This window comes from Sphingomonas sp. URHD0057, assembly GCF_000620665.1.
GTDB lineage: Bacteria > Pseudomonadota > Alphaproteobacteria > Sphingomonadales > Sphingomonadaceae > Sphingomicrobium.
On the sequence record NZ_JIAU01000005.1, the window covers coordinates 36735 to 60425 of the forward strand.

Sequence of the window (23691 nt, forward strand, 5' to 3'; positions counted from 1 at the left end):
GCTTCCTTCCCGCCGCCACCCTGCTAAACCGCCGCCTTCATGGCCGACACCGAAACCACCGACGCACCGCCGACCGACGCTCCGAAGCCGCAGACGACGAACCACCTCTATCTCGTCGACGGCTCGAGCTACATCTTCCGCGCCTATCACCGGCTGCCGCCGCTGACCAACCGGCACGGCCAGCCGGCGGGCGCGGTCTACGGCTATACGACCATGCTGTGGAAGCTCGCCGGCGACCTGTCGCGCGCGGACGGGCCGACGCACATGGCGGTGATCCTCGATGCGTCCGAGCACACCCATCGCAACGTGATGTACGACCAGTATAAAGCGCACCGGCCGCCGCCGCCCGAGGATTTGGTCCCGCAATTCCCGCTGATCCGCGTGGCGACGCGTGCTTTCTCGATTCCGTGCATCGAGGAGGCGGGTCTGGAGGCCGACGACATCATCGCCTGCTACGTCACCGCCGCCATCAAGGCGGGCTGGAAAGTGACCATCGTCAGCTCCGACAAGGATCTGATGCAGCTGATCGACGAGGATGCCGGGATCGACATGCTCGACACCATGAACGACCGCCGGATCGGACGGACCGAGGTATTGGAGAAGTTCGGCGTGCCGCCGGAGAAGGTCGGCGACGTGCTGGCGCTGATGGGCGACAGCGTCGACAACGTGCCGGGGGTGCCCGGGATCGGGCCAAAGACCGCGAGCCAGCTGATCCAGCAGTACGGCGACCTCGAGACGGTGCTGGCGTCGACCGACCAGATCAGCAAGCCCAAGCTCAAGCAGAATCTGATCGAGTTCGCCGCAGACGCGCGCCTCAGCCGCGAGCTGGTGCGGCTGGTGTGCGATTCGCCGCTGCCCGAGCCGCTCGAGGCGCTCGAGCTCAAGGGCATTCCGATGGAGCCGCTGCAGGAGTTTCTCGCGGACCAAGGGTTCAAGACCCTGCTCAACCGGCTGATCAGCGCCGGCAGCGCGACCGCGCCGACGGGGCGCAGCAGTAGCGGCGGCGGCATCAATGACGTCATGACGGCCCTGGAGCCCAAGTCGAAAGGCCCGGCGCCGGCCGAACAGATCGAGATCGACCGATCGAAATACGAGACGGTGACCGACGAGGCGTCGCTCGACCGCTGGATCGCCGAGGCGAGAGCGCTGGGCCAGGTCGCGATCGATACCGAGACCGACTGCATCGACTGCATCATCGCCAAGCTCGCGGGCGTGAGCCTGGCGACCGCGCCCAACCGCGCCTGCTACATCCCGGTCGGGCACAGCGGCGCCGACCTTTACTCCGACGCGCCGAACCAGCTCCCGGAAGCGCTGGTGCTCGCAAAGCTGAAGCCGATGCTCGAAGACCCGGCGGTGCTCAAGATCGGGCACAACCTCAAATACGACTGGGTGATGTTCGACAAGGCCGGGATCGAGGTTGCGCCGGTCGATGACACGATGGTGATGAGCTTCGACCTCGATGCCGGCCGGAGCTTCGGCCACGGGCTCGAGGAGCTGGCGAAACTTCACTTCGACCATGAGTGCATCCCGTTCAAGCAGGTTTGCGGCTCGGGCCAGAAGCAGATCACCTTCGACAAGGTGCCGCTCCCACAGGCAACCGAATATGCCGCCGAGGATGCCGACATCGCGCTGCGGCTGTGGCTGCGCCTCAAGCCGCGCATCGCGGAGGAGAATGCCGCGCGGGTCTACGAGCGGGTCGACAAGCCGCTGGTGCCGGTGATCGCGAGGATGGAGCGGCGCGGGATCAAGGTCGATCGCGACTATCTGGCGCGGCTGTCGGGCGAATTCGGGCGCGACATCCAGGCGCTCGAGGAGAAAATCTACGAAGCGGCGTGCGGGCCGTTCACCATCGGCAGCCCGCAACAGCTCGGCCAGGTGCTGTACGAGCGGCTCGGCCTCAAGGGGGGCCGCAAGGGCAAGAGCGGACAATATTCGACCGATGTCACCGAGCTCGAACGACTTGCCGCGGAAGGGGTGGATTGCGCGCGCTTGGTGCTCGACTGGCGCCAGCTGACAAAACTCAAAAGCACCTACACCGATGCGCTCCAGGCGCAGATCAATCCCGAGACCGGGCGGGTGCATACGAGCTTCTCGTTGACCGGAGCACAGACCGGACGGTTGTCGTCGAACGATCCCAACTTGCAAAACATCCCGATCCGGACCGAGGTCGGCCGCAAGATCCGCGACGCCTTCGTCGCCGATCCGGGGCACAAGATCCTGTCGGCCGATTATAGCCAGATCGAGCTCCGGCTGGCGGCCCACATGGCGGACGTGCCGCAGCTCAAGGCCGCGTTCCAGGCCGGCGACGACATCCACGCGATCACCGCCCAGGAATTGTTCGGGATCGTCGACCGCGACACCCGCGGCAAGGCCAAGACCGTCAATTTCGCGATCCTCTACGGGGTTTCGTCGTGGGGCCTGGCAGGGCGGCTCGGGGTACCGAGGGACGAGGCCAAAGCGATCATCGACCGCTATTTCGAGCGATTCCCGGGAATCCGCGCCTACATGCACGCGACGCTGGCCTTCGCCCGCGAGCATGGCTTCACCAAGACCCTGTTCGGACGCAAGACCCACTTCGAGCCGAACATCCGCTCGCCCAACCCGTCGATCCGCGGCGGTGCCGAGCGGGCCGCGATCAACGCGCCGATCCAGGGCACCAGCGCCGACCTCATCAAGCGCGCGATGGCGCGGATGGACGGCGCGCTCGCAAACGCCGGGCTCGACGACGTCAAGATGCTGCTCCAGGTCCACGACGAGCTGGTGTTCGAAGTGCCCGACGGCCGCGAGGAAGCGGCGGCGGCGGTGATCAAGCAGGTGATGTCGAGAGCGGCGGAGCCGGCCATGACGCTCGACGTTCCGCTCGACGTCGAGGTCGGCTGGGGCGCCCACTGGGGCGAGGCGCATTGAGCGACGGCGGGCGGACCGAGGCGGTCAGCGCGCAATCGCCCGACGCCGACATGGCCACCCTCGCGCGGGGCGGCCGGCTCAACGTCTTCGGATTCGTATTGCGGCTCGCGGCGCGGTTGCCGTTCCTGTTCATTGCCGGCCGCATCTACGGCGCCGAGTCGCTGGGGCGCTTCGCCTATGCGGTGTTGACGGTCGAATTCGCCGCGCAGATCGCCGCGCTCGGGCTGCGCCGCGGTCTTGCCCAGCTGCTCGCCAACGCCAGGAAGCCCGAAGCCTGCATCGTCGCCGACGCGATGCTCGTCGCGGCGATCGGTTCGGCGATCGGAATGGCGATCCTGTTCGCCTTCCCCAAGGCAATGTACCCGACGACGCAGGTCCACGGCATGGATCGATGGCTTGCGATCACCGTGCTGGCGATCGCCTGGACCGACATCGCGCTCGCCGCTTTGGCCTATCAGCACGACGTCGGCGCCACGGTGCGGGCGCGCTCGATCGTCGAGCCGTGGACGATCAGCATTGTCGCCTTCGCCTGGTCCTACGTCTCGCTCAATGACGGGCTGATCGTCTCCTACGTCTTCTCGATGGTGGCGGCGCTGGTCGCGGCGCTGATCCCGCTGGTCAGATGCTATGGCATCCCTCACGGATGGAAGCCGGACCTTCGGCTGGCGTGGGGAACGTCGGTCCGGAACGCCCCGCTCGCAGCGGCCGACGCGGTCGAATGGGCGTCGCGCAGGATCGACCTCGCCGCGCTCGGCGCGTTCATGCCGGCGAGCTTCGTCGGGATTTATTATGTCGCCCAGCAGGTCGCGACCCTGCCCGCCAAATTGAAGACCAGCTTCGAGCCCGTGCTCGGTCCGGCGATCGCGCGCAAGATCGCCGTCGGCGATCGCGATTCTGTCGCCAAGCAGTTGCGGCAGGTCACTTACTGGATCATCGCCGCGCAGCTCGGCATCGCGCTGGCGCTGGGGATTCCCGGGCGCGCGGTGATGGGCCTGGTCGGGTCGGGGTTCACCGGCGGCACCGCGACGCTGGGCTTCCTGCTTGCAGCCGAGGTCATCGCCGCCGCGGCCGTCGTCAGCGAGGCGGCGCTGATTTACGTCGCGCGCAAGCGGAACATGCTGATCAGCCTGGTCATGCTGGCGCTCGAAGCGGGGCTGGCCACCGCACTGATCCTGATCATGAAGGACGAGGGGCTGCCGCAGGCGTTCCAGGCGACCGGTCCAGCGATCGGGCTGTGCGTCGCGCTCGGCTTCGCCTCGATCACCAAGTCGTGGCTGCTGAAGAAGCAGCTGGGAGCGCCGGTCAGCGGCTGGCGCTGGGACCTCGCCTGGGCCACCGGGTCGGGACTGATCGCGGGCGGCGTGGTCCGCTGGCTATTGCCGGAGACTTGGCAACTCGTCGTCGGCGTCCCGCTGATCCTCGTCGCCTTCTTCGCCGTGCTGTGGACCAAGGGTTTCGGGCCCGAGGACCGCGAGCTGTTCCGGATGAAGAAATCCGAGGTGCGCGAGCTGCGCGAAGCCGAGGAAGCAGCCGAAGCGCGCGACCAGATCCAGGACGATATCGTCTAGCCGGCCGCTAATGCCGGAAATGACGCATTCCGGTGAAGACCATCGCGAGGCCCGCTTCGTCCGCAGCGGCAATGACCTCGTCGTCGCGGATCGAGCCGCCGGGCTGGATCACGGCGGTCGCGCCGGCTTCGGCCGCGGCGAGGAGGCCGTCGGCGAAGGGAAAGAAGGCGTCGGAGGCGACCGCCGAGCCGACCGTCCGCGGCTCGGGCCAGCCGTTGGCCTCGGCGGCTTCCCTGGCGCGGATCGCGGCAATTCGGGCGCTGTCGCGGCGGTTCATCTGGCCCGCGCCGATGCCCGCCGTGACACCGTCCTTGGCGTAGACGATCGCATTCGACTTGACGTGCTTGGCAACGGTCCAGGCGAACAGGCAGTCGTCTAGTTCCTGCTCCGTAGGCTGGCGCCTGGTGACGACCTTGAGCTGCTCGCGCGTGACGACCCCATTGTCGCGGTCCTGCATGAGGATGCCGCCAGCGATGATCGCCAAGGTCTGACCGCCGCGCCGCGGATCGGGCAAGTCACCGGTCAGCAATAGCCGCAGGTTCTTCTTTTTCGCGAAGATGGCCTTCGCCTCATCGTCGGCGTCGGGCGCCACCACCACTTCGGTAAAGATGTCGGTGATCGCCTCGGCGGTCGCGACGTCGAGCGGCCGGTTGCTCGCCACGATCCCGCCGAACGCGGAGACCGCGTCGCAGGCGAGCGCTTCCTTCCATGCGTCGAGCAGGCGGTCGCGGGTGGCGACGCCACACGGATTGGCGTGCTTGACGATGACGATGGTCGGGGGGCCGTCGCGGAACTCCGCCGCCAGTTCCAGCGCCGCATTGGCATCGTTGAGATTGTTGTAGCTGAGCTCCTTGCCCTGGACTTGGCTTGCCTGGGCGACGCCGCGCGCCGACGGCCCGACCGGAAGATAGAGCGCCGCCTGCTGGTGCGGGTTCTCGCCGTAGCGAAGCGGCATCTTGAGGGTCGACGCGCGGGTCCAGCTGTGCGGCCAGCGCTCACCCTGGTCGGCGAAGGCGAACCATTGCGAAATGGTCGAATCATAGGCCGCGGTCAGCGCGAATGCCTTGGCCGCGAGCGACTTGCGGAATTCGAGGGTGGTGCCGCCGTTGGCATCGAGCTGTTCGAGCAGCGCCGCATAATCGGCGGGGTCGGTCACGATCGCGACATGGGCATGGTTCTTGGCCGCCGAGCGCACCATCGACGGGCCGCCGATGTCGATATTCTCGATAATCGTGTCGCGGTCCGCGCCGCTCGTCACGGTGTTGAGGAACGGATAGAGATTGACCACGACGAGATCGATCGGGACGATGCCGTGCGCGTCCATCGCCGCCACATGTTCGGGATTGTCGCGGACGGCGAGTAGCCCGCCGTGGACCTTGGGGTGGAGTGTCTTGACCCGCCCGTCCATCATCTCCGGAAAGCCGGTGAGGTCGGAGACATCGCGCACCTCGTTTCCGAATTCGCGGAGCTTCGCCGCGGTGCCGCCGGTCGAGACAATCTCGACGCCATGCCGCGCGAGGCCGGCCGCGAGCTCGTCGAGCCCGCTCTTGTCGGAAAGCGAAATGAGTGCCCGGCGAACGGGTACGATATCGGTCATGAGTCCTTCCTGATTTAGCTCGTGCGCCGGAATTGCCAGCCGATTTCGCCGCCGAGCGCGGAGATTTCGCCGATGATCGCGAGCTGCACAGTCGGCTGTGGTTGCCCGCGGCCGTCGATCCACAAGCTTTCCTCGATGGTCAAGCTTCCGCCGCGGCAGCGGAAGCTCCACGGCGGCCCGCCGCGCGAGCGAAGGATCGCGCCCATGCCGTCGGCGGTGGTCGTCGCCTCGACGCCAGGGGCAAGGTGGAACCGCACCGCATAGCTTGCGGCAGCGCGGATCTTCTTGCGCCCCTTCGCGATGAGCTGGTCCGCGCCGCGCAGCTCCTTGCCGTCATTGCCGAGCATCAGGCTGCGCTTGTGGACCAGCCCGAACGCCCGAACATAGCCGTCATGGCTCGCCTCGAGCCGGCTCGCATCATTGTCCTCGCTGCGGTCGATAGCAACGTCCTCGACGCCCTTGCCGAGGGAGCCGTCGGCGAGAATGTTGGTCGAATTGGTGTCGGCGAGCACGAGGGTGCTGTGGGCGGCGGTCGACCGCAGGCTCGACACCAGGCCATCGGAAAGCTCGCTCGGCAGCGGTCCCGGTCCGCCGCAATTGACCACCAGCCGCTGGCCGCCGTCCGACATTTCGAACGCGAGCGTCGAAGCCGAGCCCTGAGTCGCCATTTTCTGGCTCGGCGGGGGAGCGGCATCGAGGACGACGATCGTGCCGAGCGCGGACAGCCGCTGGTAACCCCAGCCCCGCGGTTGACGGAGCGCGCGCGCACGGACGCCGCAGCCTTCGACCAGCGCTGCCAGTCGCGACGCTTCGCCCGGCCCGCAGCCCTGCCAGCTCGACAGCGCGCCATCGCCCATGGTGACGCCATGAAGCGCGGCGAGGGCGGCCGCGGCCGCCGCTTCGATGCTGTCGGGGATGGTTTGCTTCGCCGCGAAATAGCAGGCGCGAAGCAGGCCGAGACGATCGACCAGCTGGACTTGCTCGAACGGCGATCGGCTGACGAGGCCGCCGTCATCGAATTGTGCCGCGCTCAACGCGCGAGCGAGGCCCGCTTCGCCGCGCGCCACCCGGGGGACGCCGCCCTGGACGAGCAGCCCGGCGGCCACCACGCCGCACCACGCCGTGATCCGCTTCAGCCCCGGCGGCGCCTTGTCGGCGCTGGTTTCGACATGGCGCGCGCCCCGGGCGAAGGTGTTCAGAAGCGCGGAGCGATAGCCCGCGTCGCCACTCGACAGGATATAGGGCGCGTAGGCGGCCCAATAGAGGATGCGCTCGCCCCACAAATGCGGCGCCCAGGCCTCGTCGGCGCGGGTTCCGTGCGCCAGGAGCCAGCGGCCGACGATCGCCTCCGCGAGCCGCGCGCCCTTTTCGCGCGACGCGGCGGTAGCGAGATCGCGGAGCCAGGAAAAGCCCTGGATGTAGTCGCCGACCGGACCCGCGCTGCCGAGCGCAGCGAAATCGAGATCGGCGAGCGGGACGGTCTCGCTGCCGACTTGAAAGCGTCCCGCGACCAAGGCTTCGCCGCGTGGCCGATCGCCCGGAACATGATCGCGCGGAACCGCCGCCAGCTTCAATGGGTGGCGCGAGCCTTTCAGCCGGGAAAGCAGCGATCCGCGCGCAAGTTTCTGGACGATGTCGCGTTCGGCCGCCGATGCCGGCACCGTCATCCGCCGCCCTTCAGCGCGCGGATGTTCGCCGCATAATGATCGGGCCCGCCGCGGAATGCCGCGGTGCCGGCGACCAACACATTCGCGCCGGCCGAGACGGCTTGCGGCGCGGTTTCCGCATCGATGCCGCCGTCGACCTCGATGAGAACGTCGAGATTCTCCTTGGCGATGCGGTTGGCGATCGCCTCGATCTTCTTGAGCTGGCTGGTGATGAACTTCTGCCCGCCAAAGCCCGGATTGACGCTCATGACGAGAACCAGATCCACCTCTTCCAGCACGTAGTCGAGGACCTTCGCCGGAGTCGCCGGGTTGAGCGATACGCCAGCCCTCTTGCCCAGGCCTTTGATGCGCTGGATGGTGCGATGGAGGTGCGGCCCGGCTTCCGGATGGACGGTGATGGTATCGGCGCCGGCTTCGGCGAAAGCGTCGAGGAACAGATCGACCGGCGAAATCATCAGATGGACATCGAACGGCTTTTGGCTGTGGGGACGAAGGGCCTTCACCACCCCCGGGCCGATCGTCAGATTGGGGACGAAATGGCCGTCCATCACGTCGATGTGGATCCAGTCGGCGCCGGCCTCGTCGATCGCGCGCACTTCCTCGCCGAGCCTGGCGAAGTCGGCGGACAGGATCGAGGGAGCAATGAGCGGTGTGTTAGTCCCTTGGGGCATGGCGCCGATTAGACGGGATTAACCCTTGCGGACAAGGCGGACCATGAAGAAGCCGTCGAGCCCGCCTTCGGCTTCGAGCAGGCCGGGCAGGATGCGGATCCACCCCTGGGGCGATGCGGTCACGAAATCGGGCAATTCCCCGGGTTTGGGAGGATCGACCGCATAGTCCGGATTGCCGTCGAGAAAGCATTCGATGATCTGCTCGCCTTCCTCGGGCTCGAGCGAGCAGACCGAATAGACGAGCATCCCGCCGGGCCTCATCCACCGCGCGGCGCGGTCAAGCAGTTGCCGCTGCAGATCGGCGCTGTCGGCGATGACTTTGCGCAGGGCGCGGTAGAGCACCTCGGGATGGCGGCGGAAAGTGCCGGTGGCCGAGCAGGGCACATCGAGCAGAATGGCATCGAATTGCCGGCCGGGCTCATAAGTCAGCGCATCCGCGGTAACGCGGTCGGCCTGCAGATGCGTCCGCTCGAGGTTCTCGCGCAGGCGTTCGAGGCGCCTGGCCGAGGAATCGACCGCCGTCACCCGATGACCAGCCGCCGCAAGCTGCATCGTCTTGCCACCCGGAGCGGCGCACAAGTCGAGGACATCGACGGCATCCTTCGGAATGAGTCGCGCGGGCAGCGAAGCGGCGAGGTCCTGCACCCACCAGCGGCCTTCGCCAAAGCCGGGCAGCTCGGCCACCGCGGCGCTCTCAAGGCGGGCATGGCTCGGCGCGAGCGAGGCGCCCGCAAACGCCTTCGCTTCGCTATCATCGGCGAAGGTCAGGTCGAGCGGCGGGCGATGCGCAATTTGCCGGCGCGCGGCCTCGACCACGGATTCACCCCAGGCCGATTGCCAGCGCGCCTCGACCTCCTCGGGAAGATGCGGCGCATCGAGCGGCGGCAGGCCGCGGCGCAACAGTGTCCCGAGCACCCCGTGAACGAGACGGCGCGGGCCGCCGTCGACGAGGGGCAGAGCGGTGGCGACCAGGGCATGATCGGGCGTCCCGAGCCCGGCCTTTTGCGCAAGCGCGATGCGCAGCACCATCCGCGCCTTGCTGTCGTCGGGCAGGCGCTGACGGGTCGCGCCGTCGATCAGCGCGTCGAGATCGGGCAACCGCCGCAGCGCTTCGCCGGCGATCGCGACCGCGAAGTTGCGATCCGGTCCCGTTAGGCCGCGGGCCGCCTGCGCCGCGCCGTCGAGGGTCTCGCCCCGCCGAAGAACCGCGTCGAGAATGCGCAGCGCCGCGCGGCGTGCGGCGACGCCCTCTGGGTCGGGCATGCGCCTAGACCGCCTCGGGCCGGGGCGGGCGCGACAGCAATTGTTCGAGCGCCTGGTCGGCCGTGAAGCGCCCCGACAAAAGCCCCTCGACGGTCTCGACGATCGGCATGTCGACGCCCTTTTCCCCGGCGAGGCGGGCCAGTACCGGCGCGGTGAAGGCGCCCTCGGCCACCGTACGGCGATCGGCCATCAATTCGACCGCCGGCCGGCCTTGGCCAAGCCCGACCCCGAGCGAATAATTGCGGGAGCTGGTCGAGGAGCAGGTGAGGACGAGGTCGCCGAGCCCGGACAGGCCGGTGAGGGTCTCGCGGCGCGCTCCGAAGGCAAGCCCGAAGCGGGTCATTTCGGCAAAACCTCGTCCGATCAGCGCGGCGCGCGCGTTCTGGCCGAGGCCCTTGCCCTCGACCACGCCGCAGGCGATCGCGAGGACGTTCTTGACGGCGCCGCCAATCTCCGCGCCGGCAACGTCATCGGAAATATAGATGCGGAACGTCGGCCGCGCGAGCCGCTCGCGCAGGCGGGCGGCCAGCTCGCCATCCTCGGCGGCAAGGGTAACGGCGGTGGGGAGGCCCTGTGCCACCTCGTGGGCGAAGGTCGGCCCGGAGAGGACCCCGACCTGCGCCTTGGGGCAGCACTCCCGGGCGACGTGATGGAGCAGCTCGCCGCTGCCTTCCTCGATGCCCTTGGCGCACAGGATCAACGGCCTGTCGCAGCCGGGCGCAGCCTTGAGCACCGCGCGCATGTGCTGCGCCGGAGTGACGACGAGCCAGGCATCACATCCTTCGAGCTCGCCCAGGTCCGAAGTCGCGCGGATCGCCGGATCGAGCGGGATGCCGGCGAGGAACAGCGGATTTTCGTGGCTAGAGTTGACTGCCTCGACCACCTCCGGCTCGAGCGCCCACAGCAGGGTCTCGCGGCCGCCGGCGGCCGCGACCTGGGCCAAAGCCGTGCCCCACGCGCCGCCACCGATGATGCCGAGCTTCACGCCTTCACCCCCGCGCCGCGGACTCTCTCGGCCGATTCGTCCAGCGGCCAGCGCGCGCGCGCCGGTGCGTCGAGGCCGTCGGTCAAGCCGGCGGCGAAGCGCTCGGCGCCGGCCCAGGCGATCATCGCCGCATTGTCGGTGCACAGCCAGGCCGGCGGCACGCTGAACCCGCGGCCTTCACGCGCGGCAAGGCCGGCGAGCGCCGACCGAATCGCGGCGTTGGCGGCCACTCCGCCCGCGACGACCAGCGTCGGCGCATCGGTCTTGTCGAGCGCGAGCGCGGTTCGGTCAACGAGACAATCGACGACCGCCTGTTGAAAGCTCGCCGCGATATCCTCGGGCCGATAATCCCCGGAAGCGACGGCGCGCTGGACGGCGCTCTTGAGGCCCGCGAAGGAGAAATGCGACTCGCCCGAACCGACCAATGGGCGCGGCAGCGGAACGGCCGCCGGAAGACCCGATCCGGCCAGCGCCTCAATCGCCGGGCCGCCGGGGTAGCCGAGCCCGAGCAGCTTGGCGGCCTTGTCGAACGCCTCCCCCGCGGCATCGTCAATGGTCGTCGCGAGGCGGCGGTAGTCGCCCACCCCGCGCACTTCGAGCAGTTGGCAATGGCCGCCGGAGACGAGCAGCAGGAGATAGGGTAAGCCGAGATCCGGATCGACCAAACGTGGGCTCAGCGCGTGGCCTTCGAGATGGTTGACCGCGATCAGCGGCTTGCCCGCAGCAAGCGCCAAGCCCTTGCCGGCAAGCAGCGCGACCATCACTCCGCCGATCAGCCCCGGCCCAGCGGTCGCGGCAATTGCATCGACGTCCCCGATGCCGACCTTCGCCTCGTCCAGTACGCGGCGGATCAGGTCGGGCAGGATCTCGACATGGGCGCGCGCCGCAATTTCCGGAACCACGCCGCCATAAGGTTGGTGCGCGGCGTTCTGCCCGACAACCGCCTGCGCGAGAATGCGCCGGTCGCCGGTCACCAACGCGACCGCGCTGTCGTCGCACGAGGATTCAAGGCCCAATATCAATGTCATTTCGCGTGCGGCCCTTTGCCTGATGGCGGCGCAATGCACTAGGGGTGGCTGATGATGGGCCTCAAGCTTGGAACGCGCGGGTCGCCGTTGGCGCTGGCCCAGGCGCGCAAGGTGGCGAGCGCGATCGAAAGCGCGCAGCGCTGGCCCGACGGCTATGTCGAGATCATTGCCATCAAGACGACCGGCGACCAGGTCCAGGACCGGCCGCTGGCGGAAATCGGCGGCAAGGCGCTGTGGACCAAGGAACTCGATCGCGCGCTGCTCGCCGGCGAGGTCGATTTCTGCGTCCATTCGATGAAGGACGTCGAAAGCGTCCGGCCCAAGGACATCCACATCGCCGCGGTGCGCCCGCGCGGCGACGCGCGCGATCGAATCATCGGCGCCGAGTCGATCGACTCGCTGAAGAAGGGCGCGGTCGTCGGAACGTCGTCGCCGCGCCGCGCGGCTCAGTTGCTGCGGATGCGGCCCGACCTCAAGATCGTGCCGCTGCGCGGCAATGTCGAAACCCGCCTCAAGAAGATCGAGGACGGCGAGGTCGATGCGACTTTGCTCGCGGCCGCCGGTCTCAAGCGGCTGGACATCAATACCGGCACGGCGATCCCGACCGAGATATTGCTGCCGGCGCCGGGCCAGGCCGTAATTGCCATCGAATGCCGGACCAACAACACGATGACGCAGAGCGTGCTGTCCAGCATCAACAACCAGATCACCTACGATTGCGTGATGGCCGAGCGCGCCTTCACCCGCGCGTTGGGCGGCACCTGCGCTTCCCCGGTCGCCGCTTTCTGCGTGCTCGAGGACGGCGACTTGAGGATGCGCGGCCAGCTGTTCAGCGAGGATGGCGCGGACATGGTCGAAGGCCGGACCGTGTTCGATTGCGGGGATCACAAACCGCCCGAAGCGCTCGCCCGCGAGCTGCTGGATAAGGCACCTGAATCGATCCGGAGGCTGTTCGCCGCGCAATGAGCCGGGTCGTGGTGTTGCGCCCCGAGCCGGGTGCGAGCGAGACCGCGAAGCGCGCGCGAATGCTCGGGCTCGAGCCCGTTCGGATTCCATTGTTCGACGTCGGTCCGCTCGCCTGGGAAGCGCCCGACCCGGCCCGGTTCGATGCCGTGCTGCTGACCAGCGCGAATGCCATCCGCTGCGGCGGCGGGCAGTTGATGGGATTGCGGATGCTGCCGGTCCACGCGGTTGGCGACGCCACCGCGCAAGCGGCGCGGGAGGCCGGGTTCGCTGTCGCGAGTGCCGGCGATGCCGGAGTCGACGCGCTGCTCAGTGCGCTCGATCCGTCCCTGAAGCTGCTTCACCTCTGCGGCGAAGACCGGCGCGAACCGCAAGCTTCGCGCCAGGCGATCACCTCGCTCGCCGTCTATCGATCGACGGAGCGCGCGAACCCCGACCTTCACCCGGGCGAGGGAGCAATCGTCCTCATCCATTCACCGCGGGCGGCGCTCCGATTCGCCGAATTATCGGGCGAGCGAGGATCGACCGCCATCGTCGCGATCAGTGCCGTTGCTGCTGAAGCCGCCGGCACCGGCTGGCGCCGCATCGAGATCGCCGACCAGCCGAACGATCAAGCGCTGCTGGCCCTGGCGGCACGGCTGTGCAACATACCGGCCCCGCAATGAACGGCCGAACGAGCATGAGCTGGAGTGCGCGGCTGCTGGTCGGGCTGGTGCTGATCATCGTCGGCGCCGGCGCGGCGGCGTGGAGCCTGGCGCATTATCCCAAGGCCGCGCGAGTCCTCGGCATTACTCCGGCCGCTCAGCCGCAGGCGGTCCTGACCCCCAAGCCCGTGGTGATGAATGCAGGTGAGCAGGCCGCGGCGGACCAGCCGAACGATCCCGAAGACGCGGCCAAGATCGCGACGCTCGAGCAGCGCGTGGGGCGGGTCGAAAATGCGACTCAGCGCGCCGAGGGCTTTGCCGGCCGCGCCGACGCCCTCGTCGTCGCCTTCGCCGCCCGCCGGGCGATCGATCGCGGCGTGGCGCTCGGCTATCTCGAGAATCTGTTGGTCGACCGCTTCGGCGCCCAGCATCCGGCGGCGGTGGCGACGATCATCACCTCGTCCCACCAGCCGGTGCGGCTGAACGACCTCAGCGCCGAATATGAGACGCTCGGCCCGGACCTGAGGCGGGGCGGGCCGCAGGACAGCTGGTGGACGAATTTCCGCCGCGAGCTCGGCGGCCTCGTCGCGATCCATCCGGCCGACCGCCCGTCGGCCAACCCCGACGCCCGCTATCGCCGCGCTGCGCAACGCCTCGCGGCGGGCGAGGTCGACCAGGCCCTGTCCGAAACCATGCGCCTGCCCGGTGCTTCGCGCGCCGGCGACTGGGTCGGCAAGGCGCGGCGCTATGTCGCGGCGCATCGGGCGCTCGATGAAATCGAGTCGGCGGCGCTCCTCGGCGGCAGCGCGCAAGGTCGCTGAATCCAGCGCATATCGACCGCAATTTCGGCTTGGCAACCCGAGTCCGGGATGCGAGTCTGATCCGCGCGGCGGCCAGCGGCAGTTCACCTACGCTTCGCTAAGCGTCTGGCAACAGGCGCGAATCCACGGGGGAATTGAGGTCATGACGTCACGGCGTGTCGGACTTGCACTGGTGCTGCTGGCGGGCGCGCAGGTCGACGCCTCGGCCGCAGTCCAGAACCCAGTCCCTCGCGCCATTCCGCCGCGCGCAGCCCCGGTCGCCGTCCGGCCGGCTACGCCCGCGCCGAACTATATCCGCGACCGCGTCGAGGAGCTGGGCCGCGCCTTCGACGGCCGAGTCGGCATCGCGGTCCGCGCGGTCGACGACAATTGGGCGACCGGCTGGAAGGCGGACGAGTTTTATCCGCAACAAAGCGTCAGCAAACTGTGGGTGTCGATCACCGCGATGGACGCGGTCGACCAGGGCCGCGTCAGGCTGGACGACAAGGTCACGCTGACGCGGTCCGACCTCACGGTTTTCCATCAACCGATCCGATCGCTGATCCTGGAAGGCGGTTATTCCACCACGCTGGCCGACCTGATGGTCAAGGCAATCACCACCAGCGACAACACCGCGAACGACAAGCTGATGCGCTCGGTCGGCGGCCCGACGGCGGTGCGCGAGATGATCCACGGCAAGCATCTCGGCGCGATCCGCTTCTACGACGGCGAGCGAGCGCTGCAGAGCCGGATCGCGGGCCTGATCTGGAGCCCAAGCTATTCGTTCGGCAACGCCTTCTTCGACGCGCGCGATGCGCTGCCACGGTCGGTCAGGCAGGCGGCGTTCAACCGCTACGTGGACGATCCCTATGACGGCGCGGCGCCGAGCGCGATCGCGGCGGCGCTGGCGCGGCTGAAGCGCAACGAATTGCTGTCGCCCGCGTCGACCGCAAGGCTGCTGGACATCATGTCGCATACCAAAACCGGCGCGAACCGCCTAAAGGGGGGGCTCCAGCCCGGCTGGGTGCTGAACCATAAGACCGGGACCGGGCAGGAGCTGGACGGTTACCAAGCCGGCTACAACGACATCGGCATTCTCACCGCCCCGGACGGCAGAAGCTACTCCGTCGCGGTGATGATCAAGCTGACCAAGGTCCCGCTGCCGACCCGCATGGCGCTGATGAACAATGTCGTGCGCGCGGTGATTGCCCAGCACGATATGCAATACGCCGCCGCCGCCAACTAAGTCTCACTCGATGGCGTTGCCGGTCCCGTGCTCGAGCGGGCGGACGTGCACGCTCTTGATGTTGGTGAATTCGCGGATGCCATAGGCAGAGCATTCGCGGCCGTAGCCCGAATGCTTGACCCCGCCGAACGGCATGCGCGGGTCGGACCGGACGTTCTCGTTGACGAAGCTCAGGCCCGCCTCGAGCTCTTTTGCTGCGATCCGGCGGCCGCGGTCGGGATCGCCGGTCAGCACGCCCGAGCCGAGGCCGAACTCGCTCGCGTTGGCAATGCGGATGGCGTCGGCCTCGTCCTCCGCCGCAATCACTGCAGCGACGGGGCCGAAGACTTCCTCGTCATGCGCCGGCTGGCCGGGCCGGACGTCGCCCAGCACGGTCGCAGGGTACCAGGCGCCCGGCTTGTCGGGGATTTTGCCGCCGAGCAGCAGCCGCGCGCCGTTGCGCACGCTGTCCTCGACCTGGCGGTGGATCTCGTTGCGCGCCTTGACGCTCTGCATCGGGCCGAGCTTCGTGCCGTCCTTGGACGGGTCACCCATTGCGTAGCCACGCATGACTTCGACCAGCGCCTCGCTGAAGCGGTCGACGATCGAGCGGACGACGATGAAGCGCTTGCCGGCGATGCAGCTCTGGCCGCCATTGACCATCCGCGCGGTCGCCGCGATCTTCGCCGCGGCCGCGATGTCGACGTCTTCGAGGACGACGTAAGCATCCGAGCCGCCGAGCTCGAGCACGCACTTCTTGAGCACCGATCCCGCCGCGGTCGCCACCGCCTTGCCGGCTCCCACGCTGCCGGTGAGGGTCACCGCGGCGATATGGTCGTCCCTGATCAGCGCTTCGACGTCGCTGCTCGGCAGCAGCAGCGCCCGGAACAGGTCTTTCGGTACCCCCGCCTGGTGAAGCACGTCCTCGATCGCCAGCGCGGAGCCCGGCACGTTACTGGCGTGCTTGAGGAGCGCGCCATTGCCGGCCATCAGCGCCGGGGCGATGAATCGGAACACCTGCCAGAACGGGAAATTCCACGGCATCACCGCGAGGACGACGCCAAGCGGGTTGAAGGTGACGAAAGCCTCGGGTCCGCCGATGTCGACCGGCTGGTCGGCGAGATATCCGGCGGCGTGATCGGCGAACCAGTCACAGTTGGTCGCGCATTTCTCGACCTCGGCGCGGCCGTCGTCGACGGTCTTGCCCATCTCCTCGGTCATCAGCCGCGCGAACTCGTCCTTGCGGGCGCGGAGAATATCGCCGGCCTTGCGCACCACCGCCGCGCGCTCGTCGAACGAAGTGCGGCGCCAGTCGAGGAAGGCGCGATGGGCAGCGGCCGCGGCATCGTGCGCGTCGGCGATCGAATGCCGGGGATAAGACTTGCCGGGTTCGCCGGTCGCCGGGTTGACCGTCTGGAACACGGCTCCGGCATCCGGACGAGTCAGTTCCGCTTGCTCCGCCATCACATCACTCCTTCCGACAGGTCGTCAACGCTTCGGGCCTGGGTTCAGGCTAGTGCGCCCGAGCGGCCAGCCTCATAGAGGAACCAGGTGCGCCGTTCGGCCTCGTCGATCCACACCTCGAGCAGGCTCGCCGTGGCGACGTCTTCATGCTCGTCGCACAGCGCGTGGGTGCGGCGCATCTCATTGGTCAGCTGCTTATTGTCCTCGCGAAGCTCGGCGAGCATGTCGAGCGGGGTCACGTAATCGGCATCATTGTCGAGCAAGCGCTGGAGGCGGTGGATGTGGCCGACCGAATGAATGGTCCGCCCGCCGATCTTGCGGACGCGCTCGGCGATCGGGTCGGTGGTCGCGAAAATCTGGTCGGCCTGCTCGTCGAGGAGCAAATGGTAATCGCGAAAATGCGGGCCGGAGACGTGCCAATGGAAGTTCTTCGTCTTCACATAGAGCGCCAACATGTCGGCGAGCAGCGCATTGAGCGCGGCGGAGACGTCGCGGACCGCGTCCGCGGAAAGGTCGGTCGGGGTTCCGAGCGGGGCGGTGCGGACGATCAAAGCGTCTTCGCTGTTCATGATGGCATCCCTTCGAGCCTGGGGGCGGCGCTACGCAACGGGGCCGTGCGGCGCCGATAGGCCTGGACGCTGTCGAATGAAAATGAAGTCTTTCGCTTGTCGTCATCGCCTGAAGCGATTGCCGCGCGCTGCCGGCATGCTCCGGCGTGCCGGAGCTGGAGCGGGCGAAGGGATTCGAACCCTCGACCCCAACCTTGGCAAGGTTGTGCTCTACCCCTGAGCTACGCCCGCTCTGAGCTGTTCGCCGGGGACCCGAAAGCCCGACCCCGGCGGAGGTGAGGCGCGCGCCTAGCATGGCGATGCGCGATCCCGCAAGGCTTTGCCGCCCAGCTTGTGGCGGTCGCGCGAGCCGCCCATATGGGCCGCGGATCAACAGCCGGACGAGAGCGCGAAACCGTGGCGACCCTTGGCCTCAGCGAAGCCGAACGCGAATCGATCGAGCGGTTCGAAGCCGACGTCATCCAGCCGTCGATGACGGCGCTCGTCATACTCGATTTTTGGGCCGACCGATCGGCTTTGAGCAAGCAGCTCTCGACAATCCTCGAAAAGGTCGCGGCGGATTATTCGGCCAAAGGCGTGACGCTGGCCAAGCTCGACGTCGATCACGACAAGCTGATCGCCGCGCAGTTCCGCATCCAGTCGATCCCGACGGTCTATGCGATCTACCGCGGGCAGCCGGTCGCGGACCTCACCAATTACCGCACCGAAGACCAGCTCAGGAAGGTGCTCGACCAGCTTCTCGCCCAGCTCAAGATCGAGCCGGAGGGGGCCGCTCCCCAGGCCGAGATCGAGCCGCTGGTGGCAATGGGCGAGCAGGTGCTCGGCGATGGCGATGCGCCGCGCGCGGTCTCGATCTTCCGCCAGGTTCAGGAGATGGCGCCCGACAATCTCGACGTGATTGGTGGCTTGGCGCGCGCACTGGTCGCGGCCGGGGACCATGACGAGGCGCGGCAGGTTCTCGACGCCTTGTCCGCCGAGCAGAAGAAGAAGCCCGAGATCGCCCGGGCGGTCGCGGCGCTCGAGGTTGCCTCGGCGCCGCTGGTTGACACCGGTCCGCTGGAGGCGCGGCTGGCGGCGAACGCCGACGATCATGAGGCGCGGTTCGAGCTGGCCGCGGCGAGGATGGCGGCGGGCGATCGCGATGCCGCGGCCGATGGGTTGCTCGAGCTCATCCGCCGCGACCCCGAGTGGAACGACCATGCGGCGCGCCAGCGCTTCCTCCAGCTGCTCGAGGCGCAAGGACTGGGGGATCCGTGGTCGAGCGCGCAGCGGCGGCGGCTGTCGGCGCTGCTGTTCACGTGAGCCGAACGCTCCGCGTCCCGATCTTCCCGCTCGGCGGAGCATTGCTGTTCCCGCGCCAGCAGCTGCCGCTGCACATTTTCGAGAGCCGCTACCGCGAGATGGTGCGCGACGCGATCGACGGCGCCGGCCGGATCGGGATGATCCAGCCGCTGCGCGACGACGACGACAACCAGGCGCCCCTGTACGGGGTCGGCTGTATTGGCGACATCGTCGGCGTCGAAGAGCTCGACGACGGCCGCTTCAACATCGTCCTGCTCGGCACCGACCGCTTCCGCGTGATAAGCGAGGCCGAGAGCGATGCGGGCTATCGCTGCGCCGAGGTCGACGTGGCGGCGTTCGACGATCGCGACCCGCCGCCGCTGTCGCTGGGCTCGCGGGCGGAGGTCGAGCGCGAAGCGCGCCGGCTCGGCGACGCCCTCGGGCTCGCGGTCGACTGGGCCGGGGTCAACCGCCTCGACGACGAGATGCTGGTCAACGCAATTGCCCAGGTCGCCCCGTTCGACATCGGCGCCAAGCAAGCGCTGCTGGAAGAGGCGACTCTCGCCGCGCGCGCCGATCTGCTGGTGCAGCTGATGCAATTTCACCGCGTGGCCGTGAGCGGTGGCGTCGAGATCGAACCGACGCTGCAATAGGTTATATCGGCAACCCCCGGAGCAACAGCGGAAGCTCGCCGCTGGTGCCCTGCGCTTCGCTGCGAAGGCGATTGCGGAGCGGCCCGATGCGGCCGACCAGGCCCATGCCAAAGCGCCGGATGGCGGACGCGGTCCTGCCGGGCACGCCGTAGATGCGCGTCAGGCTGTCGGTGGCAAAGGCGACCGACAAGGAATCGAGCGAGCGCCAGCGCTGATAGCGGTCGAGGAGTTGCCGGTCGCCAAGGTCGAGGCCGAGGCGCGCGCCTTCGACCAGCACCTGCGCCAGCGCGGCGACGTCGCGGAACCCGAGGTTGAGGCCTTGCCCGGCGATCGGGTGGATCGCATGCGCGGCGTCGCCGATGAGAGCGAGCCGCCGCGCCGTCATCTGCGCGGCATGATGAAAGCCGAGCGGGAACGAGGAGCGCGGCGCGAGCAACGCAATGTCGCCGAGGAAGCCGCCCATCGCGGCCTTGGCCTCGGCGGCAAAATCCTCGTCGTTGAGCGCGAGCCAGCCCGTCGCATCCTCCTGTGGCACCGACCACACGATCGCCGAGCGATGGCCGCCGGCATCGTCGGTCATCGGCAGCAGCGCGAACGGCCCCGAGGGGTAGAAGATCTCGTATGCGACCTGATCATGCGGCCGCTCGTGGCGGAGCACCGAGACGATCGCCTGGTGGGGATATTTCCAGCGCGCGATGCGGATGCCGGCGGCTTCCCGCGTCGCCGAATTGCGTCCATCGGCGGCGATCAGCAGCGGAGCGCTGAGCTTGCGCCCGTCTTCCAGCGCGACGGTGACTTCATGCTCGCCGCGATCGACGTGGGTGAGTCGGGACTTCCACAGAAGCCAAGTCGATTTACCCGCCTCGGCGCGGGCCTGGAGCGCGGTCCGCAAGTTGCGGTTCTCGTGCATCCAGCCGAGCGCCTCATCGTCGTCGGCATCGAACTGGAGGCCGCCGGGCTCGAGGCCGTCAGCGACGGCGATGCGCCGGATCGGGCAGCCCGGCTCGACGAGATGCGCTGCAACGCCGATCGTCTCGAGCATGCGCATAGAGCTCGACGAGACCGCGCTCGTCCGCCCGTCAAATGCCCCGGTGGCTCGGGGCGCCGGGTCGGCGGGATCGACGACGATCGCCGACAGGTCGCTCGAATCGAGCGCCGAAGCCAATGCCAGCCCGACCAGCCCGCCGCCGAAGATGATGACGTCCGCGCGATCCATCGCGCCGCCCTAGGCGCCCCGTGCAACGACGCCAAGAAGTTCGCTTGACCGGGGACTCGACGTGAGGGATTCTATGCGGAGAGAGGAGCAGCGAGGAAGGATATGGCGACGGTTGCCGCACGCGCGCCCAAGCGAGAGTTGGCGCCCGACTGGCGCGATGCGCTGCGCGACGCGGTGCGCCGGCTCGCGATCCGCACCGTGGGTGCGCTTCTGCTTGCGGTCAGCCTAGCGGCGGCGATCGCGCTCGCCAGCCACAATCCGACCGACCCCTCGCTCAGCACCGCCGCGGGCGGGCCGCCGGCCAACTGGCTGGGCAGTGTCGGGTCTTACTCCAGCGACGCGCTGCTGCTGCTGTTCGGCATCGGCTCGGTGCTGTTCCTGCCGGTCATCGCGATTGCCGCACTGCGGATGATCCGCCTGGAGCCGGCCGGACATATTATCCGAGGGCTGCTGATCGCGACGGTCGGCGCCGTCTTGCTCGGCGTTGCGCTCGGCCTGACCAGCGGCTCGGCGGTGTCGGGACTGCCCGGCGGCTGGGGCGGAGCGCTCGGCCTGGCCGGCGCGCATGGCGTCGATGGCGCAGTCAATCTCATTCGGAACCCGTCGATCGCCGGGCCGGTCCGCCTGACGGTTCTGCTGCTGTTTGGCGCAGCCGGGCTGACCATCGGCTATTTTGCGCTTGGCTTGAGGCCCGAGGAAAAGGACTGGCTCGCCGGCCTGTTCCGGCGCCGCCCGCGGGCTCGCCGGATCGCGCCCCGCTCGACCGAAATCTTCGACGACCGCGCCCTTCCCGCCGCGCCCCCTCGCTCGCGTCCCACCGTCGCCGTTGCCGAGCCGTCGAGGGCGGTCACGCCCGCGGGTCGCGCCAATCCGCGCAAGGCCGCCGCCCAGCCGGGCCTCGCGCTTGGCGACAGCTATCAGCTGCCGACTATCGGCCTGCTCGCGCGGGCGCCGGAGAAGGGCAAGCAGCAGATCGATCGCGCCGGGCTCGAGCGCAACGCCCGCCTGCTCGAAAGCGTCCTTGAAGACTTTCACGTCCGCGGGGACATCGTCGAAGTCCGCCCCGGACCCGTGGTCACCATGTACGAGCTCGAGCCGGCGAGCGGCATCAAGGCGAGCCGGGTCATCCAGCTCGCCGACGACATCGCGCGCAACATGTCGGCGCTCTCCGCCCGCGTCGCCACCATCCCCGGCCGCAGCGTCATCGGCATCGAGCTGCCCAATCCCAAGCGCGAAACGGTGAGCCTGTCGGAGCTTGTCGGCAGCCAGGCCTTCGAGGACCAGAATCATGCGTTGCCGCTGATCCTCGGCAAGAATATCGCGGGCGACCCGGTCATCGCAGACCTCGCGCCGATGCCCCATTTGCTCGTCGCCGGCACCACCGGCTCCGGCAAGTCGGTCGGCCTCAACTGCATGATCCTGTCGCTGCTCTACCGCTACGGTCCGGACGAGTGCAAACTGATCATGATCGACCCGAAGATGCTCGAGCTCAGCATGTACGAGGACATCCCGCATTTGCTGTCGCCCGTGGTCACCGAGCCGGGCAAGGCGATCCGCGCGCTCAAATGGACCGTCGAGCAGATGGAAGAGCGCTACCGAATGATGGCGAACCTCGGCGTGCGCGCACTGCCGAGCTTTAACGCCAAGGTTCGCGAGGCGAAGGCCAAGGGCGCCAAGATCGGCCGCCGGGTCCAGACCGGCTATGACGCGGACACCGGCCAGCCTATCTACGAGACCGAGCAGCTGGACTATGAGGTGTTGCCGCAGATCGTCGTGATCATCGACGAGCTTGCCGATCTGATGATGACCGCCGGCAAGGAGGTCGAGTTCCTCGTCCAGCGGCTGGCGCAGAAGGCGCGCGCGGCCGGCATCCACCTGATCATGGCGACGCAGCGCCCGTCGGTTGACGTCATCACCGGCGTCATCAAAGCCAACCTGCCGACGCGCATCAGCTTCCAGGTGACGAGCAAGATCGACAGCCGCACGATCCTCGGCGAGCAGGGCGCCGAGCAGCTGCTGGGCAAGGGCGACATGCTGTACATGCCGGGCGGCAAGCAGATTGTCCGCGTGCACGGCCCGTTCGTGTCGGACGAAGAGGTACGCGCGGTCGCCGAGCATTGGCGCAGGCAGGGCTCGCCCGAATATGTCCAGGCCGTCACCGAGGAGCCCGAGGACGGCGGCTATCTGTTCGACGGCCAGCCGACCGGCGAGGACGACGCCGAGACCCAGCTCTATCGCAAGGCGATCCAGATCGTGGCAGAGAGCCAGAAGGCCTCGACCTCCTATCTCCAGCGCCAGCTTCGCGTCGGTTACAACAGCGCGGCGCGCTTGATCGAGCGCATGGAAAAGGACGGCCTCGTCGGCATGCCCGACCACGTCGGCCGCCGCGAAGTACTGATCGACCCGGAGGGGCACCCGATCTAACGCCTGAATCGCCCGGAACCGCAGGGTTCAGTGCGCATTCAATGGCGAAACGCCAGTTTCCCGGCGAAGATTCCCAGGAGCTTCTGAATGACTCTTCCTAAGACTTTCGCGCGCGCGCTTGTCCCAATGGTGGTTGTGGCAGCGCCAGTCGCGGCCGCCGAATCGCCCGACATGGCGCGGCTCAATGCGCACATCCGCTCGGTCCATACGATGACCGCGAACTTCATCCAGACCGACGCTCGCGGACGCTCGGCGGCGGGGACGCTGCAGCTCAAGCGCCCGGGCAAGGTCCGCTTCGCCTACGGCAGCGGCGACCTGCTGCTGGTGTCGAACGGCAAGACGTTGACCTTCATCGACTATCAGGTCGGGCAAAAATCCGGCTGGCCGCTCAGCCGCACGCCGCTCGGCGTGCTCCTTTCTGACTCGCCCAACCTCAAAGGCCGGGCACAGATTGTGCCGAGCCAGGATCCGCGAGTGGTCAGCGTGCGCGCCCGGGACCCCGCTCAATATGGCTCGATCACGCTGGTTTTCCTGCGCAGCGGCGCGGCGCCGGGCGGCCTTCAACTCTATGGCTGGACGGCGATCGACGCCCAAAACAAGCGCACCACGGTCAAGCTCGGCAATGTCCGCTACAATGTTGCCGTGCCCGAATCTGCGTTCAACTATGCCGAGCCCAAGCCGAAGCGCCATTAAAAAAGTTTCATATTGCGACCTGTTCATCGCACTTTCAGGGTAGGGTTCCTATATGCAAGCTCGATCCTGCACC

19 protein-coding genes and 1 tRNA gene are annotated in these 23691 nt (G+C 68.0%); 10 read left to right on the forward strand and 10 right to left on the reverse strand.

Annotation, left to right across the window (positions count from 1 at the left end):
• The first annotated feature begins 39 nt into the window (after positions 1 to 39).
• Both polA and N539_RS14680 read left to right on the forward strand, forming a co-directional pair.
• Positions 40 to 2907 (forward strand): DNA polymerase I, encoded by a 2868-nt coding sequence (gene polA / locus N539_RS0100275; RefSeq protein WP_028968638.1) that lies wholly within the window; start codon positions 40 to 42, stop codon positions 2905 to 2907.
• A 50-nt stretch (positions 2908 to 2957) separates the two neighbouring features.
• Positions 2958 to 4475 carry a lipopolysaccharide biosynthesis protein gene (locus N539_RS14680; protein ID WP_231462842.1) on the forward strand — a complete coding sequence of 506 codons (1518 nt, stop codon included), beginning with the start codon at positions 2958 to 2960 and terminating at the stop codon, positions 4473 to 4475.
• A gap of 7 nt (positions 4476 to 4482) precedes the next feature.
• Here the strand turns inward: N539_RS14680 and purH are convergent, their stop codons facing one another.
• The 6 genes from purH to tsaD are packed head-to-tail and all read right to left on the reverse strand — an operon-like array spanning position 4483 to position 11686.
• The gene (gene purH / locus N539_RS0100285; protein ID WP_028968639.1) at positions 4483 to 6072 is read right to left on the reverse strand and encodes a bifunctional phosphoribosylaminoimidazolecarboxamide formyltransferase/IMP cyclohydrolase; all 1590 of its coding nucleotides are present in this window, start codon (positions 6070 to 6072) and stop codon (positions 4483 to 4485) included.
• 14 nt (positions 6073 to 6086) lie between these two features.
• Complete coding sequence (locus N539_RS14685; protein WP_037551615.1) at positions 6087 to 7739, reverse strand: heparinase II/III family protein; 1653 nt, start codon at positions 7737 to 7739, stop codon at positions 6087 to 6089.
• Entirely contained in the window at positions 7736 to 8410 is a 675-nt protein-coding gene (gene rpe, locus N539_RS0100295; RefSeq protein WP_028968640.1) for a ribulose-phosphate 3-epimerase, read from the reverse strand. Before rpe ends, N539_RS14685 begins: the two co-directional genes overlap by 4 nt.
• An 18-nt stretch (positions 8411 to 8428) precedes the next feature.
• Positions 8429 to 9673 (reverse strand): RsmB/NOP family class I SAM-dependent RNA methyltransferase, encoded by a 1245-nt coding sequence (locus N539_RS0100300; RefSeq protein WP_028968641.1) that lies wholly within the window; start codon positions 9671 to 9673, stop codon positions 8429 to 8431.
• Positions 9674 to 9677: 4 nt separating this feature from the next.
• On the reverse strand, positions 9678 to 10658 hold the full coding sequence (locus N539_RS0100305) for an NAD(P)H-dependent glycerol-3-phosphate dehydrogenase (protein ID WP_028968642.1): 981 nt from the start codon (positions 10656 to 10658) through the stop codon (positions 9678 to 9680).
• Positions 10655 to 11686: a tRNA (adenosine(37)-N6)-threonylcarbamoyltransferase complex transferase subunit TsaD gene (gene tsaD / locus N539_RS0100310; RefSeq protein WP_028968643.1), complete on the reverse strand. Its 1032-nt coding sequence runs from the start codon at positions 11684 to 11686 to the stop codon at positions 10655 to 10657. Before tsaD ends, N539_RS0100305 begins: the two co-directional genes overlap by 4 nt.
• Before the next feature lie 51 nt (positions 11687 to 11737).
• Between tsaD and hemC the strand changes: the two genes are divergently transcribed.
• The 4 genes from hemC (at position 11738) to N539_RS0100330 (ending at position 15339) form a co-directional block, all read left to right on the forward strand.
• Positions 11738 to 12652 (forward strand): hydroxymethylbilane synthase, encoded by a 915-nt coding sequence (gene hemC, locus N539_RS0100315; protein WP_037551617.1) that lies wholly within the window; start codon positions 11738 to 11740, stop codon positions 12650 to 12652.
• Positions 12649 to 13314 (forward strand): uroporphyrinogen-III synthase, encoded by a 666-nt coding sequence (locus N539_RS0100320; protein ID WP_028968645.1) that lies wholly within the window; start codon positions 12649 to 12651, stop codon positions 13312 to 13314. The genes hemC and N539_RS0100320 overlap by 4 nt, the downstream gene beginning before the upstream one ends.
• Positions 13311 to 14114, forward strand: coding sequence for a hypothetical protein (locus N539_RS14690; RefSeq protein ID WP_156029670.1), 804 nt, complete (start codon positions 13311 to 13313; stop codon positions 14112 to 14114). Before N539_RS0100320 ends, N539_RS14690 begins: the two co-directional genes overlap by 4 nt.
• A 142-nt stretch (positions 14115 to 14256) precedes the next feature.
• Positions 14257 to 15339: a serine hydrolase gene (locus N539_RS0100330; protein ID WP_028968646.1), complete on the forward strand. Its 1083-nt coding sequence runs from the start codon at positions 14257 to 14259 to the stop codon at positions 15337 to 15339.
• Between the two features lie 3 nt (positions 15340 to 15342).
• Here the strand turns inward: N539_RS0100330 and N539_RS14695 are convergent, their stop codons facing one another.
• The 3 genes from N539_RS14695 to N539_RS0100345 form a co-directional block, all read right to left on the reverse strand.
• Positions 15343 to 16782, reverse strand: coding sequence for an NAD-dependent succinate-semialdehyde dehydrogenase (locus N539_RS14695; RefSeq protein WP_051531067.1), 1440 nt, complete (start codon positions 16780 to 16782; stop codon positions 15343 to 15345).
• Positions 16783 to 16826: 44 nt separating this feature from the next.
• Positions 16827 to 17351, reverse strand: coding sequence for a Dps family protein (locus N539_RS0100340; RefSeq protein ID WP_028968647.1), 525 nt, complete (start codon positions 17349 to 17351; stop codon positions 16827 to 16829).
• 156 nt (positions 17352 to 17507) lie between these two features.
• Positions 17508 to 17582 (reverse strand) — tRNA-Gly (locus tag N539_RS0100345).
• Between the two features lie 165 nt (positions 17583 to 17747).
• Between N539_RS0100345 and N539_RS0100350 the strand changes: the two genes are divergently transcribed.
• Both N539_RS0100350 and N539_RS14700 read left to right on the forward strand, forming a co-directional pair.
• Positions 17748 to 18653, forward strand: coding sequence for a tetratricopeptide repeat protein (locus tag N539_RS0100350; RefSeq protein WP_028968648.1), 906 nt, complete (start codon positions 17748 to 17750; stop codon positions 18651 to 18653).
• Entirely contained in the window at positions 18650 to 19285 is a 636-nt protein-coding gene (locus tag N539_RS14700) for an LON peptidase substrate-binding domain-containing protein (RefSeq protein WP_051531278.1), read from the forward strand. Before N539_RS0100350 ends, N539_RS14700 begins: the two co-directional genes overlap by 4 nt.
• Before the next feature lies 1 nt (position 19286).
• On the opposite strand, the gene N539_RS0100360 is transcribed toward N539_RS14700, so the two are convergent.
• Positions 19287 to 20501, reverse strand: a complete 1215-nt coding sequence (locus tag N539_RS0100360; protein ID WP_028968649.1) for a UbiH/UbiF/VisC/COQ6 family ubiquinone biosynthesis hydroxylase — start codon at positions 20499 to 20501, stop codon at positions 19287 to 19289.
• A gap of 102 nt (positions 20502 to 20603) precedes the next feature.
• Between N539_RS0100360 and N539_RS0100365 the strand changes: the two genes are divergently transcribed.
• Both N539_RS0100365 and N539_RS0100370 read left to right on the forward strand, forming a co-directional pair.
• Positions 20604 to 22925: an FtsK/SpoIIIE family DNA translocase gene (locus N539_RS0100365; RefSeq protein WP_051531068.1), complete on the forward strand. Its 2322-nt coding sequence runs from the start codon at positions 20604 to 20606 to the stop codon at positions 22923 to 22925.
• A gap of 87 nt (positions 22926 to 23012) precedes the next feature.
• On the forward strand, positions 23013 to 23618 hold the full coding sequence (locus N539_RS0100370) for a LolA family protein (protein ID WP_028968651.1): 606 nt from the start codon (positions 23013 to 23015) through the stop codon (positions 23616 to 23618).
• Positions 23619 to 23691: the final 73 nt, after the last annotated feature.

Bases quoted from the DNA above. Each gene is read 5' to 3' on its own strand.
- tsaD (WP_028968643.1), bottom strand. From the start codon at position 11,686: ATGACATTGATATTGGGCCTTGAATCCTCGTGCGACGACAGCGCGGTC.
- purH (WP_028968639.1), bottom strand. From the start codon at position 6,072: ATGACCGATATCGTACCCGTTCGCCGGGCACTCATTTCGCTTTCCGAC.
- polA (WP_028968638.1), top strand. From the start codon at position 40: ATGGCCGACACCGAAACCACCGACGCACCGCCGACCGACGCTCCGAAG.
- N539_RS0100340 (WP_028968647.1), bottom strand. From the start codon at position 17,351: ATGAACAGCGAAGACGCTTTGATCGTCCGCACCGCCCCGCTCGGAACC.
- N539_RS14680 (WP_231462842.1), top strand. From the start codon at position 2,958: ATGGCCACCCTCGCGCGGGGCGGCCGGCTCAACGTCTTCGGATTCGTA.
- N539_RS0100370 (WP_028968651.1), top strand. From the start codon at position 23,013: ATGACTCTTCCTAAGACTTTCGCGCGCGCGCTTGTCCCAATGGTGGTT.
- N539_RS0100330 (WP_028968646.1), top strand. From the start codon at position 14,257: ATGACGTCACGGCGTGTCGGACTTGCACTGGTGCTGCTGGCGGGCGCG.
- N539_RS0100320 (WP_028968645.1), top strand. From the start codon at position 12,649: ATGAGCCGGGTCGTGGTGTTGCGCCCCGAGCCGGGTGCGAGCGAGACC.
- N539_RS0100300 (WP_028968641.1), bottom strand. From the start codon at position 9,673: ATGCCCGACCCAGAGGGCGTCGCCGCACGCCGCGCGGCGCTGCGCATT.
- N539_RS14695 (WP_051531067.1), bottom strand. From the start codon at position 16,782: ATGGCGGAGCAAGCGGAACTGACTCGTCCGGATGCCGGAGCCGTGTTC.
- N539_RS0100360 (WP_028968649.1), bottom strand. From the start codon at position 20,501: ATGGATCGCGCGGACGTCATCATCTTCGGCGGCGGGCTGGTCGGGCTG.
- hemC (WP_037551617.1), top strand. From the start codon at position 11,738: ATGATGGGCCTCAAGCTTGGAACGCGCGGGTCGCCGTTGGCGCTGGCC.
- N539_RS0100365 (WP_051531068.1), top strand. From the start codon at position 20,604: ATGGCGACGGTTGCCGCACGCGCGCCCAAGCGAGAGTTGGCGCCCGAC.
- N539_RS14685 (WP_037551615.1), bottom strand. From the start codon at position 7,739: ATGACGGTGCCGGCATCGGCGGCCGAACGCGACATCGTCCAGAAACTT.
- N539_RS14690 (WP_156029670.1), top strand. From the start codon at position 13,311: ATGAACGGCCGAACGAGCATGAGCTGGAGTGCGCGGCTGCTGGTCGGG.
- rpe (WP_028968640.1), bottom strand. From the start codon at position 8,410: ATGCCCCAAGGGACTAACACACCGCTCATTGCTCCCTCGATCCTGTCC.